This window comes from Dorea chungnamensis, from assembly GCF_039832125.1.
Classification (GTDB): domain Bacteria; phylum Bacillota; class Clostridia; order Lachnospirales; family Lachnospiraceae; genus JAFBIX01.
Window position 1 is genome coordinate 46,611 of record NZ_JBDOHT010000006.1, and the last position, 17,575, is coordinate 64,185.

The following is a 17,575-nucleotide window of genomic DNA, read 5'->3' on the forward strand; positions in this document are numbered from 1 at the left end:
ATATGACGGAGAAGTTATTCTACCAGGATAGTCACAGGAAAGAATTTCAGGCGAAAGTTCTTGCCTGTGAGAATAATGGGGAGCAATATCGTGTGGCGTTAGATCAGACTGCTTTTTTCCCCGAAGGTGGTGGCCAGTACGCGGATACGGGATATCTGGAAGATGTAGAAGTAACGGACGTTCATGAAAAAGAAGGGATTATTTTTCATACGGTAAAGGCTCCTTTGGAAGTGGGAAAGATGATAACCGGGAGATTGAACTGGGAAGAACGATTTGAAAAGATGCAGCAGCATACAGGAGAGCATATTGTGTCTGGCCTGGTTCATCAAAGATTTGGATATGAAAATGTGGGATTTCATCTGGGAAGTGATTATTGTACCATGGATTTTAATGGTCCGATTTCCAGAACAGAATTGAAAGAAATTGAACAGGAAGCAAACCGCGCAGTATTTCAAAATCTGGATATTCAGGTGACATATCCTTCCAAAGAGGAGTTAAAGAATCTGGAATACCGAAGCAAGATTGAGATTGAAGGTCAAGTCCGAATTGTAACAGTTCCAGGATATGATGTGTGTGCCTGCTGTGCACCCCATGTTGATAAAACTGGTGAGATCGGTATCATCAAGCTAGTTAATATGGCCAATTACAAAGGCGGAGAGCGTATTACGATGCTCTGTGGTTCCCGTGCTCTTAGGGATTATGAGATTAAGGACGAGAATACTAAGGCTATCTCTGCTTTGCTTTGCGCCAAAGAATACGAGGTGGCTGATGTAGTTTCGCATCTGAAAGAAGAACAGGCCAGCCTGAAAGGACGGGTGGCATCACTTCAGCAGAAATTGTTAACTTATCAGGCACAGAAGATTCCGGTTGATTCCGAACTTGTAATGGTGTTTGATTCCGAACTATCCGGCAATGCGCCAAGAGAATTGATGAATCTTCTTCTTGACCGGAGCGCAAAAATATGTGCTGTTTTTGCCGGGACGGATTCAGATGGATACCGCTATGTGATCGGCAGCCGGTCAGAAGATGTCCGCCCGATCAGCAAAAGACTGAATTGTGCGTTTGGCGGCAGAGGCGGCGGTAAGCCGGAGATGGTCCAAGGCTCTTTGATGGGAACAGAAGTACGGATCAGGGAAGAACTTTCCAGGATTTAATCATTTTGTCACGATTCCATCACAGTTTAAACACAATTTGGCGTTAGACTACTTACATAAAGAAAAAGGAAGATATGAAAGGAGTCTTATATATGGAAAACCAATATACTTATTATAAACCAGAGCAGGATCCGCAGAATCAGTCAAATATGGGTGGTGGAGATATGAGTCGACAAGGACAACATCATAAAAACGGAGCCTCAAAACTAATCAAAACAATCTGTCTGGGGTTGGTGTTTGGTTTGGTTGCAAGTGCGGCCTTTCAGACCAGCAATATAGTGGCCGGGAAGATTCTTGGAAAGACTAATAATACGAAGCAGACGGAGACTGTGAGCAACACGAAGCTTACAACATCAAGCAGCAGTACGGTGAATTCAGACATTGCAAATATTGCTAAGAATACGATGCCTTCGGTCGTATCAATTACGAATATGAGTGTTCAGGAGGTGCAGAGTTTCTTCGGAGGAACACAGGAGCGGCAAAGCGAGAGTGTAGGTTCCGGTATTATTATCGGGCAGAATGATTCTGAATTATTAATCGTAACGAATAATCATGTAGTAGAAGGCAACGATACACTGACCGTTTCATTTATTGATGAAGCAAGCGTAGAAGCGAATGTAAAAGGAACAGATCCTAATAAGGATCTGGCAGTTGTCGCCGTTGACCTGAGTAAAGTGGAAGAAAGTACGCTGGATCAGATTGCAGTAGCAACCATGGGAGATTCTTCACAGATTCAGGTCGGAGAGACTGCAATAGCAATTGGAAATGCACTGGGATATGGACAGTCTGTGACGACTGGAATTATATCTGCTACTGGTCGAGAGTTAGACGGTATTGATGTGAAACTGATCCAGACAGATGCGGCAATTAACCCAGGTAACAGCGGTGGCGCTCTGCTGAATTCCAAGGGTGAAGTGATAGGTATTAATACTGCGAAGGTAGCAACAGATTCTGTAGAAGGAATGGGATATGCAATCCCTATCTCTGAAGCACAAGAGACGATTGAAAATCTGATGAACCAGGAGACAAAGACGAAAGTTGACGAAAAAGACAGAGGCTATATAGGAATCCAGGGTGTTGATGTAACAGAAGATACTTCTAAGATGTATAATATGCCGACTGGTGTGTATGTTTCAGAAGTTAGTTCGGGCGGTGGTGCTGATAAAGCTGGTATTACAAAAGGATGTGTTATCACAGCGATTAATGGCACTTCAGTCAATGACATGGAAGCACTTCAGGAACAGCTGCAGTATTATGCGAAAGGTGAGACCGTGACATTGACTATCCAAGTCCCTGGCAATAACGGAGAGTATACTGAGAAGCAAGTAGAAGTTAAGCTTGGAAGTGCTGGAAAATAATGTTACAATAGAATCCTGGGGAAAATATGACACCTAGGAGGAAAAACATGTATTCATTTGACGAGATTAAAAATGTAGACAGTGAGGTTGCGGATGCAATCCAGGGCGAGATGAATAGACAGAATTCCCATATCGAACTGATTGCATCTGAAAACTGGGTAAGTAAAGCTGTTATGGCAGCTATGGGAAGCCCATTGACGAACAAATATGCAGAAGGATATCCGGGAAGACGATATTACGGTGGATGTCAGTGCATAGATATTGTGGAGAATCTGGCGAGAGACCGTGCAAAAGAGTTGTTTGGCTGTGAATACGCAAATGTGCAGCCGCATTCTGGTGCACAGGCGAATCTTGCAGTTTTCTTCGCAATGTTAGAACCGGGAGATAAAGTACTTGGTATGAATCTGGATCATGGCGGACATCTGACGCATGGTTCACCGGTAAATATTTCAGGAAAGTATTTTCAGATTGTATCTTATGGTGTAAATGACCAGGGTGTGATTGATTATGATGAAGTTAGAAAAATTGCATTGAGAGAAAGGCCAAGATTAATTATTGCCGGTGCAAGCGCTTATGCAAGAACCATAGATTTTAAGAAGTTCCGTGAGATTGCAGATGAAGCAGGTGCATATCTGATGGTGGATATGGCTCACATTGCCGGACTTGTGGCAGCAGGGCTACATCCGAGTCCGATACCGTATGCTGACGTGACAACAACGACAACGCATAAGACGCTTCGAGGCCCAAGGGGTGGAATGATTCTTTGTAATCAGGGGGCAGCAGATAAATTTAACTTTAATAAAGCACTTTTTCCTGGAATCCAGGGAGGACCGCTTGAACATGTAATTGCCGCAAAGGCAGTCTGTCTGAAGGAAGCGCTTCAGCCAGAGTTCAAGGAATATCAACGGCAGATCCTTAAAAATGCAAAGGCTTTGAGTGAGGGATTAATGAAGCGGGGCGTAAAGATTGTATCCGGAGGAACAGATAACCATTTGATGCTGGTTGATCTGAGCGGGCTGGATGTGACTGGAAAAGAACTGGAAAAACGGCTTGATGATGCACATATTACCTGTAATAAGAATACGATACCAAATGATCCAAGATCACCATTTGTCACCAGTGGAGTCAGATTGGGGACTCCGGCTGTCACTTCTCGTGGTATGAATGAGGAAGATATGGATTTGATTGCAGAAGGAATTGCACTGGTGATTCAGAGTGAAACGAATGTTGAAAAAGTTAGGGGTATGGTGGAAGAATTAACAAAGAAATATCCATTATGCCAGTAAGTGGAATTTTGTAGATTTTAGAACAATTTTTTTGAAATTTCTTATGAAATGTAGTATAATAATTACGTATGTGAAACGTATGCTGTCAGACAGCATGGGATAGCAAGAATATTTACATTATGAGGAGGGACTTTTCGATGAAATGTCCAATATGTGGTCAGGAATTAAAACCGGGAAAAAAAGATCCGAATTATCTGTTATGCTATAATTGTAAAAAGAAATTTAAAGTTCCACAGAAAAAAGTGAAGACGGTAGAGAAGGAACAGGAACCAGAGCAGGAAGATCAGAAGTATTCAAATATACCGCCAAAGCATGTTCGCCAAAAACGCGAAGAAGAGATGCGCAAAGCTTACGATGAATTATTGGCTGTAGGCGATGGAAAGAGCAAGAAGAAAAAGAAAAAGCAGCCAGAACCGAAGAAAGAAGAATACTTTGACGATGATTTTGATGACGATTTTGACGATGATGACGATGAGAAAATGTCAAAAGCTCCGATTATCATTCTCGCAATTGCTATTGTAGTAGTGGCTGCATTGATAGTTTTCATGCTGTTAAGATAATTCTATTTTGCTATTATTTAAGGGTTAAGATTAAATATGATAATTAAGAAAATGACGTGGCAATCTGCCACGTCATTTTCTCGATAGTGTTTATTTGTTATTTGAACACACATCAAATTCCGGGTTGATAGCATAGAAGTTTTTACTGTCAAGGTGATCCTGTACGATGCGGAGACTTTCACCAAAACGCTGGTAGTGTACAATCTCGCGTTCTCTTAAAAAACGGATTGGATCGCAGATTTCAGGATCTTTGACAAGGCGGAGAATGTTATCGTATGTGGTGCGGGCTTTTTGCTCGGCGGCCATATCTTCATGCAGATCTGTGATAGGATCGCCTTTGGATTGGAAGTAAGTAGCAGTCCAAGGGGTTCCGCCTGCTGATTGAGGCCATAACGCTAGTGTGTGATCCACATAATATTTGTCGAATCCTGTTTTTTCGATTTCTTCCGGCGTTAGATTTCGTGTCAGTTGATGGACGATAGCGCAGATTATCTCCATATGGGCGAGTTCCTCGGTCCCGATATCAGTCAGGATTCCGGTGACTTCACGATAAGGCATCGTGTATCGCTGGGATAGATAGCGCATAGAAGCGGCGAGTTCGCCATCCGGGCCACCGAATTGCGATATGATGACTTGAGCAATCTGCGGATTAGTCTGAGAGATTTTCACTGGATATTGTAAACGTTTTTCATAGTTCCACATAGACTAACAGCCTCCTTCCTGCCATGGCCATGGCTCATTGATCCAGCACCAGTGTTCGGACGAAGTACTGGCAGTATCCAGGGTCAGTGGACCATAGTATTTCGCATATTCTTTTAAAGCCTGCACTCGTTGTTTCTTGAATTCGTCGAAGAATTCCATGGCTTCTCTGTTGCAGGGATGTGTATCTAGAAATAATTTTGTGTCATCCACGGCGAAGCTCACTACATTGATCCATTCTAATAATTCTCTGCGGCTTGGTCTGTTTTCACTCATCTGCAACATCCTCCTTTCCCGTGAAATGGTTTATCCAGTTCTTCGAAAATGGTTCCCCGATGAAATCCTTTTTGTACCTCATATAATGCCCGCCATTCCTGCCAAGGCACATATGCCATTGCAAGAGGCATGCCATTCAGTTCATCATTTTCAGATTTGTCTTCGCAGCAACTGGAACCAGAATTGACAGAATATACAGAAGAGGGTGACATTGTCTGGCGGCCATAGGTATTCCGTCGCATATGATCCGAGGTGTTATAGCGATAATTTGGCATACGTCATACTCCTTTTTAGAAACATTTGCAATAACATAGTATGGAGAATTCGGAAGATTGGTGCAGAGTTTCGCTTTTTCTAGGTTGTTTTTACAGGAATATCTGAGTATAATAGATACGATTGGAGTGTAAATGTAATGACAAAAAGACAAGAGACCAAAAAGAAAAAAACGAATACCGTTCAGTTTTTTGATTATAGTATGCTTGCTGTATTGATTTGTCTGGTTTGTTTTGGACTGGTCATGCTGTACAGTACCAGTGCATATAGTGCTCTGGTGAATTATGGAGACAGTATGCATTATTTTAAACGTCAGCTTATTTTTTGCGTGGCAGGTCTGATCGGAATGTATATTATTGCAAAGATTGATTACCATATCTACATAAAATGGGCAAAGAAGATATATTTCTTTTCTATATTTATGATGGCACTTGTACAGACACCTCTTGGAAAAGAGGTTAACGGTGCCAGACGATGGATCAAGCTTCCGTTTGATCAACAGCTGCAGCCTGCTGAAATTGCGAAAATTGCGGTGATTTTGTTTATCCCTGTTCTGATCTGCAATATGGGCAGAGAGATTAAGACTTGGAGGGGGATTATGAAAGTGCTTCTGTGGGGCGGCTTTGCATCTGCCTGTGTCTTATTTCTCACTGATAATCTGAGTACCGCAATCATTGTTATGGGGATTACCTGTATCATGATATTTGTTGTGCATCCGAAGACGAAGCCATTTCTTGCAATTGTGGGAATTGTGATGACAGCGGTTCTTGCAGGAGTTTTGATTCTACAACAACTGATGAATTCGGAGCTCGGGAAAAAGTTGTCGGAGAATTTCCGCCTTCGTCGTATTCTTGTGTGGCTGGAACCGGAAGAATATGCTTCCAAAGGTGGATATCAGGTTATGCAGGGACTCTATGCAATAGGTTCTGGAGGCTTTTTTGGAAAAGGACTTGGGAATAGTGCACAGAAGATGATTATCCCGGAAGTTCAAAATGATATGATTCTTTCTATTGTATGTGAGGAGCTGGGGGTATTCGGAGCAATTATGGTTTTGCTGCTGTTTGGACTGTTGCTGTATCGTTTGATGTTTATTGCCCAGAATGCGCCAGATATATATGGATCTTTAATTGTGACGGGAATATTTGCCCATGTTGCACTTCAGGTTATATTGAATGTATGTGTTGTGATTAATCTGATCCCGACAACTGGTATTACACTGCCATTTATTAGTTATGGAGGAACATCCAGTTTGTTTTTGATGGCAGAGATGGGAATTGCATTAGGGGTTTCACGAAAAATAAAATTCAATGAATAAAAGTCTTTTATTTCCTATATAAATGTGCTATTATTAATCAGGTAGTATTTAAAACTACATAGTACGGAAATGAAAGACATGCCAGAAAGATGTTTGTACCGGCATGCCGGGAGGAACGATATGAGTTATAAGATTATTGTTGATAGTTGTGGAGAATTGACGGATAAGATGAAAGCATCAGGGTGTTTTGAGACGGCTTCACTTCAGATTGATGTGAATGGACATCATATTGTGGATGATGAGACGTTTAATCAGGCCGAATTTTTAAAAATTGTTGCCGAATCGCCGGAATCTCCGAAGTCTTCCTGCCCATCGCCGGAGAGATATATGGAAGGATATTGTTGTGAGGCAGACCATGTATATGCAGTCACTTTATCAGCTGAATTGAGTGGCTCTTACAATAGTGCGGTATTAGGCAAGAATTTATATCAGGAAGAATACGGTGAGAAGGATATCTATGTGTTTAATTCACGCTCAGCATCTGTCGGCGAGACATTGATTGCTATGAAGATTGCAGAGTGTGAAGAGAAAGGAATGTCATTCTCAGAAGTTGTTGATACTGTAGAAGCGTATATTAATTCACAGCATACGTATTTTGTACTGGAGACATTGGATACGCTTAGAAAAAATGGAAGATTGACTGGAATAAAGGCAGTAATGGCTACGGCTTTAAACATTAAACCTGTTATGGGTTCAACGCCGGAGGGAACGATTCAGCAGCTTGGTCAGGCACGTGGCGTAAAAAAGGCATTGGCAAAGATGGGGGACGAGATTATCAAGGAATTGGAGAATTCCAGAGATAAGATTCTTGCAATTTCTCATTGTAATTGTCCGGCACGCGCAAAATATGTAAAAGAAATGCTGACAGCCAAAGCACAGTTCAAAGATGTAGTGATTTTGGATACTGCAGGAATCAGCAGTATGTACGCAGCTGATGGTGGAGTAATTGTAGTTGTATAATTTCCTGAATTGTGGTAGAATAACCTTTAGTTGGTACGTAAGTGTACTTAGAAAAAGGAGTCAGAAAGTATGAGCCAGGAAAAAGTAGACAGATATAAAAAAGAAAAAGCAAACCGCAAGAAAAACATGAAGAAAGAGAAGTTTCAGAACATCTTACGTAAATGTGCAGTAGCTCTTGTGGGAATTGTGCTGATAGGATGGATTGGATTTTCCGCATATAATACTTATGAATCGAAGCAGCCAAAGGAAGAAGCACAGATAGATTATTCTTCTTTGACGAATTTATATAATAATCTGGCTGAAGTCGAGGCAACATCCGCTGAATAATCAATAAATCAATAAAAAAAGAAGCAGAAAGGTCTGCTTCTTTTTTTATTGCCATTATGAGTATAAAGTGTAACCTTTTTGTGCAAAATCGTAAAAAGGTCTTGAAATCAATATAAAAGTGGTTTAAAATGAATGCAAGTGGTAGAAAGTGGTGAAAAGTGGAGCAAAGTGGTATGAATGTGGAGACCACTTGGAAGAAGGTGAGTTCTAATGTTGAAAGGGGAGTACAGTCATAATATTGATGCAAAAGGCCGATTAATCATTCCGGCAAAGTTCCGTGACGATCTAGGGGAGCATTTCGTCATAACAAAAGGAATGGAGAATTGCCTTTATGTCTACCCGGAAGACGAATGGACCACTTTTGAAGCAAAACTGAACGCCTTACCAACCACCACAGATAAAAAAGCCCGTGCGCTTGCATATTTCTTTCAGGGAAGTGCGACAGACGGGGACCTTGATAAGCAAGGTAGAACACTTATCCCTTCTGTTCTCAGAGAATTTGCTCACTTAGATAAGGAAGTAGTATTTATCGGTATGGGGAAGCGTGCCGAGATTTGGGACAAAGCAAGATGGGATGAAAAGAATGCTGAAGTGGAACTTAACATTGAAGATATTGCATCTGATATGGAAGCTAGCGGATTCAGTATCTAGAGGGAGAAGATATGGAATTCGAACACAAATCAGTACTGTTAAATGAAACAATTGATGGATTAAACATCAAGCCGGATGGCATCTATGTAGATGGCACGCTTGGTGGAGGTGGACATGCATATGAAGTGTGCAGACGCCTTGGTACAAAGGGGAGTATTGTAGGAATAGACCAGGACGCAGCAGCTATTGAGGCGGCGGGCGCCCGCTTAAAAGACTTCGGGGAGAAAGTTACAATAGTCCGGAGCAACTATTGTGATATGAAGTCACGGCTCCATGAATTGGGAATTGACAAGGTCGATGGGATCGTACTTGATCTGGGCGTATCATCTTATCAGTTAGATACGGCAGAACGAGGATTCTCCTATCGCGAAGATGCACCTCTGGATATGCGGATGGATACTCGTCAGAAGATGACGGCCAGAGACATCGTCAATGACTACAGTGAGATGGATCTTTACCGCGTAATCAGAGATTACGGGGAGGATAAGTTTGCGAAGAACATTGCAAAACATATCGTAGCAGAACGCGGTAAGAATCCCATCGAGACAACAGGCCAGCTGACAGAGATTATCAAAGCGGCCATTCCAATGAAGTATCAGAAGAAGTCTGGGCATCCGGCAAAAAGGACGTTCCAGGCTATCCGTATTGAACTGAACAGGGAGTTAGAAGTTCTTAGAGATTCATTGGATGATATGATTGAATTATTAAATCCAGGAGGAAGGTTATGTATTATAACGTTCCATTCACTGGAGGACAGGATTGTCAAGAGCGCATTTAAGAAAAATGAGAATCCATGTACCTGTCCACCAGATTTTCCCGTATGTGTATGCGGAAAAGTCTCAAAGGGGAGTATTGTTACTAGAAAGCCGATTTTGCCGAGTGAAGAGGAGATAGAATATAACAGCCGCTCTAAGAGCGCAAAGCTTAGAATCTTTGAACGGAAGTAAAATGGCTAAAAGAATATAGATAGAAAGGGCTGACGTACATGGCAGCAAGGCAGACTTATTCAAGAAACAGACAACAGTACAGTGGGATGTATGTGTATGGAAATACAGTGACCAAACCGGCAGCTGAACCAAGGCGTCATGAAAAGTCACCCAAAATACCAAAAAAAAGGACAAGCAGCAGACAGGTCCGTAAAAATAGAAGACATGCTCTTCATATGAATTCAGCATATGTGATTTTTCTGGCAGTTGCTGCTGTTATGGCATTAATTGTGTGTGTAAATTATGTTCAATTACAGTCACGCATTACCAGTCGCTCTAAAAATATTACAGCAATGCAGGAAGAACTGGCAGAACTGAGGGAAGAGAATAACACCAAATATAATGCGGTTATGGACTCTGTGAACCTAGAGGAAATCCGAGATAAGGCTCAGAATGAGTTAGGAATGGTGTATGCTTCGCCGGAACAGATTGTGGAATATGATAATCCGGCTACGGATTATGTAAAACAGTATGAAGATATTCCGGAAGACGGAGTGCTTGCTCAGTCAGACAAAGATTCGAGATAGGTGAGTTATGGCAAGACAGAAAAAAAGTATTTTTCGAAGAAAATTTTCAAAATTTATGCAGAAAAAGCTAGTGATGATTTTTGTGGCAATCGTACTAGCTTTTGTTTTCTTAGTAGGAAGAATTACATATATTAATGCATCCAATGGCGCCAAATATACAAAGATTGTATTGAATCAGCAACAGTATGACAGTCGTACGATTCCATTTAAACGAGGAGATATCGTGGATCGTAATGGAACGAAGCTTGCGACCAGTGAGAGGGTATATAATGTCATTTTGGATGTAAAAGTTTTGACGGAAGATGAGGATTGCATTGAGCCAACAATCAAAGTGTTAGAAGATTGTTTTGGAATTGAAGAAGAAGTAGTACGGACATTGATAAAGGATAGTCCGTCCAGCAGATATAATATACTAAAAAAGGGGATTGATTATGAGACAGCGCAGGCATTTGAAGAGATTGATGAAGATGATGAAAAGTACTCGGATGTAAAAGGAATCTGGCTGGAAGATGATTATGTAAGAAAATATCCTTATAATACATTAGCAAGTGATGTGATTGGATTTACCGTAAATGGAAATGTGGGAAGCAATGGAATCGAAGCATCTTATAACTCTATCTTGAATGGAACGGATGGCAGGGAATATGGATATCTGGATGACAGTTCTTCTTATGAAAGAACGGTGAAAGAGCCAGAAAATGGAAGTACAATTGTATCAACAATAGATCTGCAGGTGCAGAGTATTGTGGAAAAACATATACTCGCCTTTAATGAAGCCCATAAAAATGAGGCATCTGTTGGAGAAGGAAGTAAGAATACAGCGGTAATTGTAATGAATCCACAAAACGGTGAGATTCTGGCAGAAGCTTCTTATCCGAATTATGATTTGAACAATCCGAGAAAATTTCTTGAATCTTATTCGGATGAAGAATTGGAAGCAATGGCAGAGGAAGCATCAGAAGCGGAAGGTGTAGAAAAGACGGTAGATGACATAAAGATAGATTTGTTGAATGAAAGATGGAATAATTTCTGCGTCAGTGATGTGTATGAACCGGGTTCTACTTTTAAGCCATTTACGATAGCTGCAGGCTTGGAGACCGGCGTTTTGACGGGGAATGAGAATTATGTTTGCGGAGGCGTCATGCATGTGGGAGATCATGATATTCATTGTAGTAATCGTGATGGACATGGGCCGCAGACATTGAAGCAGTCTCTGGAAAATTCTTGTAATGTTGCGTTGATGCAGATTGGCGCAAGCCTTGGTACAGAGGAATTCTGTAGATATCAGAAATTATTTGGCTTTGGAGAGTATACAGGAATAGATCTTCCGGGAGAGGCTGTCGGACTTTTATATTCTGCAGAAGATATGGATCCTGCCAGCCTGGCAACCAATTCGTTTGGACAAAACTTCAACGTAACAATGACGCAACTTGCGGCTTCTTTCTGTTCGCTGATTAATGGCGGAGATTATTATAAACCACATGTAGTGAAGCAGATTCAGGATGAAAATGGAAATATTACAGAAAATAAGGATCCAGTATTGCTGAAAAAGACAGTTTCTAATGAAACCAGTGATATTATCAAGGATTATTTACTTGGAGTCGTACAGGAAGGTACTGGTTCATCGGCAGCAGTAGAAGGGTATGATGTTGGCGGTAAAACAGGAACTGCAGAGAAGATTCCTCGTGGCAATGGTAAATATCTGGTATCATTCATTGGATATGCTCCGCAGGAGAATCCGCAAGTGGTAGTGTATGTGGTTATTGACGAACCGAATGTTGCGCAGCAGGCATCCAGTTCTTATGCGACTGAACTGGCATCTTCGATTATGGAAGAAATCTTCCCTTATCTTGGTGTTAAAAAAACAGAACAAGTCAGTGAGTAAGATATGAATTTACAATAATTACAGAATAACCTTGCAAAAGCTATAATAAGTTATAAAAAATGCTTTTGCGAGGTTTTTTGTTTTATGAAAAATAAAACATATAATAAGAAGAAAATTCTTGTTGTATTCTTGTGTGCAGTGACGGTGATTCTGGCACTGGTTGGACGACTTGTGTATCTGATGGTATTTGATGCCGAATATTATCAGAAAAAAGCGGAAGCGCTGCATGAAAGGGAACGTGAAATTAAGGCTGCACGAGGTGAAATCATAGACGCCAATGGAACAGTCCTTGCTACGAACAAAACTGTCTGTACTATATCAGTCATTCACAGCCAGATTACGGATTCCGAACGGGTGATTCAGGCATTAGCTCAGACTTTGGAGATGGAAGAGGAGATTGTTCGAAAGAAAGTGGAAAAAGTCTCTTCTATGGAAAGAATAAAAACAAATGTTGACAAAGAGACTGGAGATAAGATTCGGGATATGGAATTAGATGGAGTAAAAGTGGACGAAGATTTTAAAAGATATTATCCATACAATGAGTTAGCGTCAAAAGTACTGGGCTTTACTGGAGGTGATAACCAGGGGATTATTGGTCTGGAAGTCAAGTACGAAGAGTATCTGAAAGGAATCAATGGAATGATATTAACGACTACAGATGCCAGAGGGGTAGAGCTTGAAGGAGTCGCTGAAGATCGTCTGGAGCCGGTTGCTGGAAATACCTTACAGATTAGCTTGGATTATAATATACAGACTTATGCGCAGCAGATGGCGGAGAAGGTCATGGAAGAAAAGCAGGCCGATAAAGTCGCAATCTTGTTGATGAATCCACAGAATGGAGAGATACTGGCAATGGTAAATGTCCCGGAATTTGATCTGAATGATCCATTTACGTTGAATACAGGGGAAGAGAGCAGTAATATGTCAGATGAAGAAAAGCAGGGTGCTTTGAACCAGATGTGGCGAAATGGATGTATCAATGATACCTATGAACCTGGTTCCACTTTTAAAATCATCACGGCTTCTGCTTGTCTTGAGGAGGGAGTTGTCCATCTGGATGATTCCTTCAGCTGTCCAGGATATCGAATTGTGGAAGATCGAAAGATTCGATGCCATAAAGTGGGTGGTCATGGGGCAGAGACATTTGTACAGGGGATTCAGAATTCCTGTAATCCGGTGTTTATTGATATCGGACTTCGATTAGGAGTGGATAACTTTTACAAATATTTTCAACAATTTGGTCTGTTGAACCTTACGGGAGTAGATCTTCCGGGAGAGGCGGGAACGATTATGCATAAGAAAGAGAATATTGGTTTGGTAGAATTGGCAACTATGAGTTTTGGACAGTCGTTTCAAGTGACTCCGATTCAGATGGCAACAACAGTCAGTTCTCTGGTAAATGGAGGAAGAAGGATTACGCCGCATTTTGGTGTCAGGGTTCTTGATTCAGATGGCAATGAAGTGGAAGAATTTCAATACGAAGAGAAAAAAGACATTGTGTCGGAAGAAACTTCGGCGACTATGCGGATGCTGTTGGAAAGCGTAGTATCAGAAGGCTCTGGAAAGAACGCATATATTGAAGGATATGAGATTGGAGGAAAGACGGCTACTTCTCAGACGCTTCCCAGAAGTGCGAATAAATACATCTCTTCTTTTATTGGATTTGCGCCGGCGGATCATCCACAGGTTTTGGGGATGTGTATCATTTATAATCCTCAGGGCGTATATTATGGAGGAACGATTGCTGCACCGGTGATCAGAGAAATATTTGAAAATATATTACCCTATCTTGGCATTGAAAAAGAATAAGAAATGAAGTATACTAGGTTAGGTTGAAAAGTGAATTAACAAAAGAAATAAAGAGGTGGATATATGGATTATAAAGTGTTTATTCCAGTATTAATATCGTTTGCACTGAGTGTGATTATGGGGCCGTTGATTATCCCGGTATTAAGAAGGCTGAAGATGGGGCAGACGGAAAGAACAGATGGTGTACAGTCACATCTGAAGAAGGCTGGCACTCCGACAATGGGCGGTGTGATCATTCTTTTAAGTGTAGTAATTACATCTGTATTTTATATTAAAGATTATCCGAAGATCATACCAATTCTATTTGTGACACTTGGTTTTGGTCTGATTGGATTTCTGGATGATTATCTTAAGGTTGTAATGAAGCGTTCTGATGGTTTGTTCCCAAAGCAGAAAATGGCACTTCAGATTGTTGTGACAGCAGTGTTTGCATTCTATATGGTCAGATTCACAGATGTTTCGCTTGCGATGATGATTCCGTTTTCTGGAGGAAAGTACTGGGATATCGGCTGGCTGGCGATTCCACTGATGTTCATTGTAGTAATCGGAACGGTGAATGGTGTGAACTTTACAGATGGTCTGGATGGTCTGGCTTCCAGTGTGACTGTGCTTGTTGCGACATTCTTCACTGTAGTTGCAATTGGAACAAAAAGTGGTATTGAACCAATCACCTGTGCAGTGGTAGGAGCACTTTTGGGATTCTTGTTGTTCAATGTATATCCGGCAAGTGTATTCATGGGAGATACAGGCTCCCTGGCATTAGGAGGATTTGTTGCATCAACAGCATATATGCTTCAGATGCCGATTTTCATTATTATTGTCGGATTGATCTATCTGGTAGAAGTATTGTCTGTTATGATTCAGGTAACATATTTTAAGAAAACTGGCGGAAAACGTATCTTTAAGATGGCGCCAATACATCATCATTTCGAATTGTGTGGATGGTCAGAGACAAGAGTTGTGGCAGTGTTTTCAATTGTTACAGCGATTCTTTGTCTGGTGGCATTGATGGCTATGTAGGAGGAAACAAAGGTTGAATATGGAAGTTGCAGAGAAAAGAGTACTCGTATTTGGTTCGGGAATCAGTGGAATTGGGGCAGTAAAATTATTAGAAAAGCATCAGGCAGATGTGGTTCTCTATGATGGAAATGAAAAATTAGAAGAGGCACAGATCCGTGCAAAATTAGGCGTGGACAGTAAAGCAAGAATCATAATCGGAGCTTTTCCAGAAGAATTATTAGAAGAATTAGATCTTGTTATTTTGAGTCCTGGAGTTCCGACAGATCTTCCGGTGGTAGAGAAGATGAGGGAGAAGAATATTCTGGTTATAGGAGAGATTGAACTGGCATATCAGATGGGAAAGGGAGATGTGCTGGCGATTACCGGAACAAATGGTAAGACAACAACAACGTCTCTGTTGGGAGAAATTATGAAAAATTATCAGGACGACGTGTATGTAGTGGGAAATATTGGAAATCCGTATACGATTGCGGCAGATCAGATGACGGAACATACGATTACAGTCGCTGAGATGAGTAGTTTTATGTTGGAAAGTATTGTAGATTTTCGCCCGAGAGTCAGTGCGATTCTGAATTTTACACCAGATCATCTGAATCGTCATCATACGATGGAAGCGTATGTGAATGCGAAGAAAAATATAGCCAGAAATCAGACGGAAGAAGATTATTGCATTTTGAATTATGAAGATGATCTCACCAGAGAATTTGGGAAAAATCTGAAGACACAGGTTCTATATTTCAGTAGTCAGCGTAAACTAGAAGAAGGAATTTATCTTGAGGATGGCAATATTATTTTCCATTATCATGGTGTAGAAGAAGCAATCTGTCATGTGGATGAATTACAGATTCTGGGAACACATAATCATGAAAATGTAATGGCTGCAGCTGCGATGGCAGCTGTCTATGGGGTACCGATGAGTGTGATCCGTGAGAGCGTCAAGGCATTTGGCGGTGTAGAGCATCGTATCGAATATGTGACGGAAAAAAATGGCGTCGTGTTCTATAATGATTCAAAAGGAACGAATCCGGATGCTGCAATCAAAGGAATTCGGGCTATGAATCGGCCGACAGTCTTGATTGGCGGTGGATATGATAAAGGTTCCGAATATAAGGAATGGATTCAAAGCTTTGATGGAAAAGTGAAGAAACTGGTTCTGCTTGGAGCAACAAAAGAAAAGATTGCAAAAGATGCGAAGTGCTGCGGATTTACAGATTATGTGTTTACTGATACATTTGAAGAAGCCGTTCTTACTGCGGCGAAGTTGGCAGAGCCGGGAGAAGCAGTTTTGTTATCTCCGGCATGTGCAAGCTGGGATATGTTCTCTAGTTATGAAGTACGTGGAGAGAAGTTTAAAGAGATTGTAAATTCCTTATAAGGAGTGGCATAGATTGACACTATTGAACAGGAAAAAGTATGATTATACACTTCTTGCTGCGTTATTTCTGCTCGTTATTATGGGGCTTGTGATCCTCTATAGTACGAGTGCATATAATGGAGAAGTAAAGTTCCATGATTCGTTTTACTATCTGAAAAAGCAGGCTTTTGCAACACTGCTTGGAATTGCCGGAATGTTTGTGGCTTCGAATATGGATTATCATATATGGAAGCATCTGGCAGTTCTTGGATATTTTACGGCAATCTTATTGTCAATAGCAGTTTTGTTTATAGGCGATGAATATAATGGGTCCAAAAGATGGCTGTCTTTGGGCCCGTTTTCTTTTCAGCCGTCAGAATTTGCAAAAGTAGCAGTGATCCTCTTCCTCGCATATATGGTGACAAAAAATGTTCAAAATATGGGAAAGATGCGAACGATGATTAAGATTATCGTGATGATTCTGCCAATTGTGGCACTGGTGGGTGCCAGCAATTTGAGTACAGCAATCATTATTCTGGGAATAGCGGTGATTCTAGTGTTTGTGGCGAGTCCGAAGTATGGACAGTTTGTTGTCATGGGTGTTCTTGGAGTAGGATTTATGACTATTTTTCTGGGATTGGAAAGTTATCGACTAGAGAGACTGGCAATTTGGAGAAATCCAGAAGCTTATGAAAAAGGATATCAGACTCTCCAGGGACTGTATGCAATTGGGTCAGGCGGACTCTTTGGAAAAGGTCTGGGGCATAGCATTCAGAAGCTTGGGTTTGTGCCTGAAGCACAGAATGATATGATCTTCTCAATCATCTGCGAAGAACTTGGGCTGTTTGGGGCTGGATTCATACTAATTCTGTTTTTGATTCTGATCTGGCGCTTTTTTGTGATTGCCACTCATGCTCAGGATTTGTTTGGAGCATTGATTGCTACGGGTGCAATGGGGCATATGATGATCCAGGTGATATTGAATATTGCAGTGGTGACCAACACGATTCCGAATACTGGAATTACACTTCCATTTATAAGTTATGGAGGAACGTCCGTGGTTTTTTTACTTTTTGAAATGGGACTTGTACTAAGTGTATCATCTTTGGTAAAATAAAACACAAGAGTAAGCAGA

18 protein-coding genes are annotated in these 17,575 nt (G+C 41.1%); 15 read left to right on the forward strand and 3 right to left on the reverse strand.

What is annotated here, in order from left to right:
• Positions 1–2: 2 nt before the first annotated feature.
• The 4 genes from ABE613_RS06835 (at position 3) to ABE613_RS06850 (ending at position 4,358) form a co-directional block, all read left to right on the forward strand.
• The gene (locus ABE613_RS06835; protein ID WP_347376005.1) at positions 3–1,154 is read left to right on the forward strand and encodes an alanyl-tRNA editing protein; all 1,152 of its coding nucleotides are present in this window, start codon (positions 3–5) and stop codon (positions 1,152–1,154) included.
• A gap of 92 nt (positions 1,155–1,246) precedes the next feature.
• Positions 1,247–2,512 (forward strand): S1C family serine protease, encoded by a 1,266-nt coding sequence (locus tag ABE613_RS06840; RefSeq protein WP_235232196.1) that lies wholly within the window; start codon positions 1,247–1,249, stop codon positions 2,510–2,512.
• A gap of 47 nt (positions 2,513–2,559) precedes the next feature.
• Entirely contained in the window at positions 2,560–3,798 is a 1,239-nt protein-coding gene (gene glyA, locus ABE613_RS06845) for a serine hydroxymethyltransferase (protein WP_347376006.1), read from the forward strand.
• Positions 3,799–3,935: 137 nt separating this feature from the next.
• Positions 3,936–4,358: a hypothetical protein gene (locus ABE613_RS06850; RefSeq protein WP_347376007.1), complete on the forward strand. Its 423-nt coding sequence runs from the start codon at positions 3,936–3,938 to the stop codon at positions 4,356–4,358.
• Positions 4,359–4,448: 90 nt separating this feature from the next.
• On the opposite strand, the gene ABE613_RS06855 is transcribed toward ABE613_RS06850, so the two are convergent.
• From ABE613_RS06855 to ABE613_RS06865, 3 genes are read right to left on the reverse strand one after another with little or no spacing between them, the layout of a single operon-like run.
• Positions 4,449–5,060 (reverse strand): manganese catalase family protein, encoded by a 612-nt coding sequence (locus tag ABE613_RS06855; protein ID WP_235232199.1) that lies wholly within the window; start codon positions 5,058–5,060, stop codon positions 4,449–4,451.
• Between the two features lie 3 nt (positions 5,061–5,063).
• Positions 5,064–5,333: a spore coat protein CotJB gene (locus ABE613_RS06860; protein ID WP_235232200.1), complete on the reverse strand. Its 270-nt coding sequence runs from the start codon at positions 5,331–5,333 to the stop codon at positions 5,064–5,066.
• The gene (locus ABE613_RS06865) at positions 5,330–5,608 is read right to left on the reverse strand and encodes a spore coat associated protein CotJA (RefSeq protein WP_235232201.1); all 279 of its coding nucleotides are present in this window, start codon (positions 5,606–5,608) and stop codon (positions 5,330–5,332) included. The genes ABE613_RS06860 and ABE613_RS06865 overlap by 4 nt, the downstream gene beginning before the upstream one ends.
• A gap of 137 nt (positions 5,609–5,745) precedes the next feature.
• On the opposite strand from ABE613_RS06865, the gene ABE613_RS06870 reads away from it, so the two are divergent.
• The 11 genes from ABE613_RS06870 (at position 5,746) to ABE613_RS06920 (ending at position 17,557) form a co-directional block, all read left to right on the forward strand.
• Positions 5,746–6,921: an FtsW/RodA/SpoVE family cell cycle protein gene (locus ABE613_RS06870; protein ID WP_235232202.1), complete on the forward strand. Its 1,176-nt coding sequence runs from the start codon at positions 5,746–5,748 to the stop codon at positions 6,919–6,921.
• A gap of 120 nt (positions 6,922–7,041) precedes the next feature.
• Positions 7,042–7,881, forward strand: coding sequence for a DegV family protein (locus ABE613_RS06875; protein WP_235232203.1), 840 nt, complete (start codon positions 7,042–7,044; stop codon positions 7,879–7,881).
• Between the two features lie 69 nt (positions 7,882–7,950).
• Positions 7,951–8,208 carry a hypothetical protein gene (locus ABE613_RS06880; protein ID WP_235232204.1) on the forward strand — a complete coding sequence of 86 codons (258 nt, stop codon included), beginning with the start codon at positions 7,951–7,953 and terminating at the stop codon, positions 8,206–8,208.
• 210 nt (positions 8,209–8,418) lie between these two features.
• On the forward strand, positions 8,419–8,859 hold the full coding sequence (gene mraZ / locus ABE613_RS06885; RefSeq protein WP_235232205.1) for a division/cell wall cluster transcriptional repressor MraZ: 441 nt from the start codon (positions 8,419–8,421) through the stop codon (positions 8,857–8,859).
• Between the two features lie 11 nt (positions 8,860–8,870).
• Positions 8,871–9,806: a 16S rRNA (cytosine(1402)-N(4))-methyltransferase RsmH gene (gene rsmH / locus ABE613_RS06890; RefSeq protein WP_235232206.1), complete on the forward strand. Its 936-nt coding sequence runs from the start codon at positions 8,871–8,873 to the stop codon at positions 9,804–9,806.
• Between the two features lie 38 nt (positions 9,807–9,844).
• The gene (locus tag ABE613_RS06895; RefSeq protein ID WP_235232207.1) at positions 9,845–10,372 is read left to right on the forward strand and encodes a hypothetical protein; all 528 of its coding nucleotides are present in this window, start codon (positions 9,845–9,847) and stop codon (positions 10,370–10,372) included.
• A 7-nt stretch (positions 10,373–10,379) separates the two neighbouring features.
• On the forward strand, positions 10,380–12,257 hold the full coding sequence (locus ABE613_RS06900; protein WP_347376008.1) for a peptidoglycan D,D-transpeptidase FtsI family protein: 1,878 nt from the start codon (positions 10,380–10,382) through the stop codon (positions 12,255–12,257).
• An 84-nt stretch (positions 12,258–12,341) separates the two neighbouring features.
• A complete protein-coding gene (locus tag ABE613_RS06905; RefSeq protein WP_235232209.1) occupies positions 12,342–14,066 on the forward strand; it encodes a peptidoglycan D,D-transpeptidase FtsI family protein in 1,725 nt (574 codons plus the stop codon).
• 63 nt (positions 14,067–14,129) lie between these two features.
• Entirely contained in the window at positions 14,130–15,086 is a 957-nt protein-coding gene (gene mraY, locus ABE613_RS06910; RefSeq protein WP_235232210.1) for a phospho-N-acetylmuramoyl-pentapeptide-transferase, read from the forward strand.
• Positions 15,087–15,105: 19 nt separating this feature from the next.
• Positions 15,106–16,461 (forward strand): UDP-N-acetylmuramoyl-L-alanine--D-glutamate ligase, encoded by a 1,356-nt coding sequence (murD, locus tag ABE613_RS06915; RefSeq protein ID WP_347376064.1) that lies wholly within the window; start codon positions 15,106–15,108, stop codon positions 16,459–16,461.
• Between the two features lie 13 nt (positions 16,462–16,474).
• Positions 16,475–17,557: an FtsW/RodA/SpoVE family cell cycle protein gene (locus ABE613_RS06920; protein ID WP_331473062.1), complete on the forward strand. Its 1,083-nt coding sequence runs from the start codon at positions 16,475–16,477 to the stop codon at positions 17,555–17,557.
• Positions 17,558–17,575: the final 18 nt, after the last annotated feature.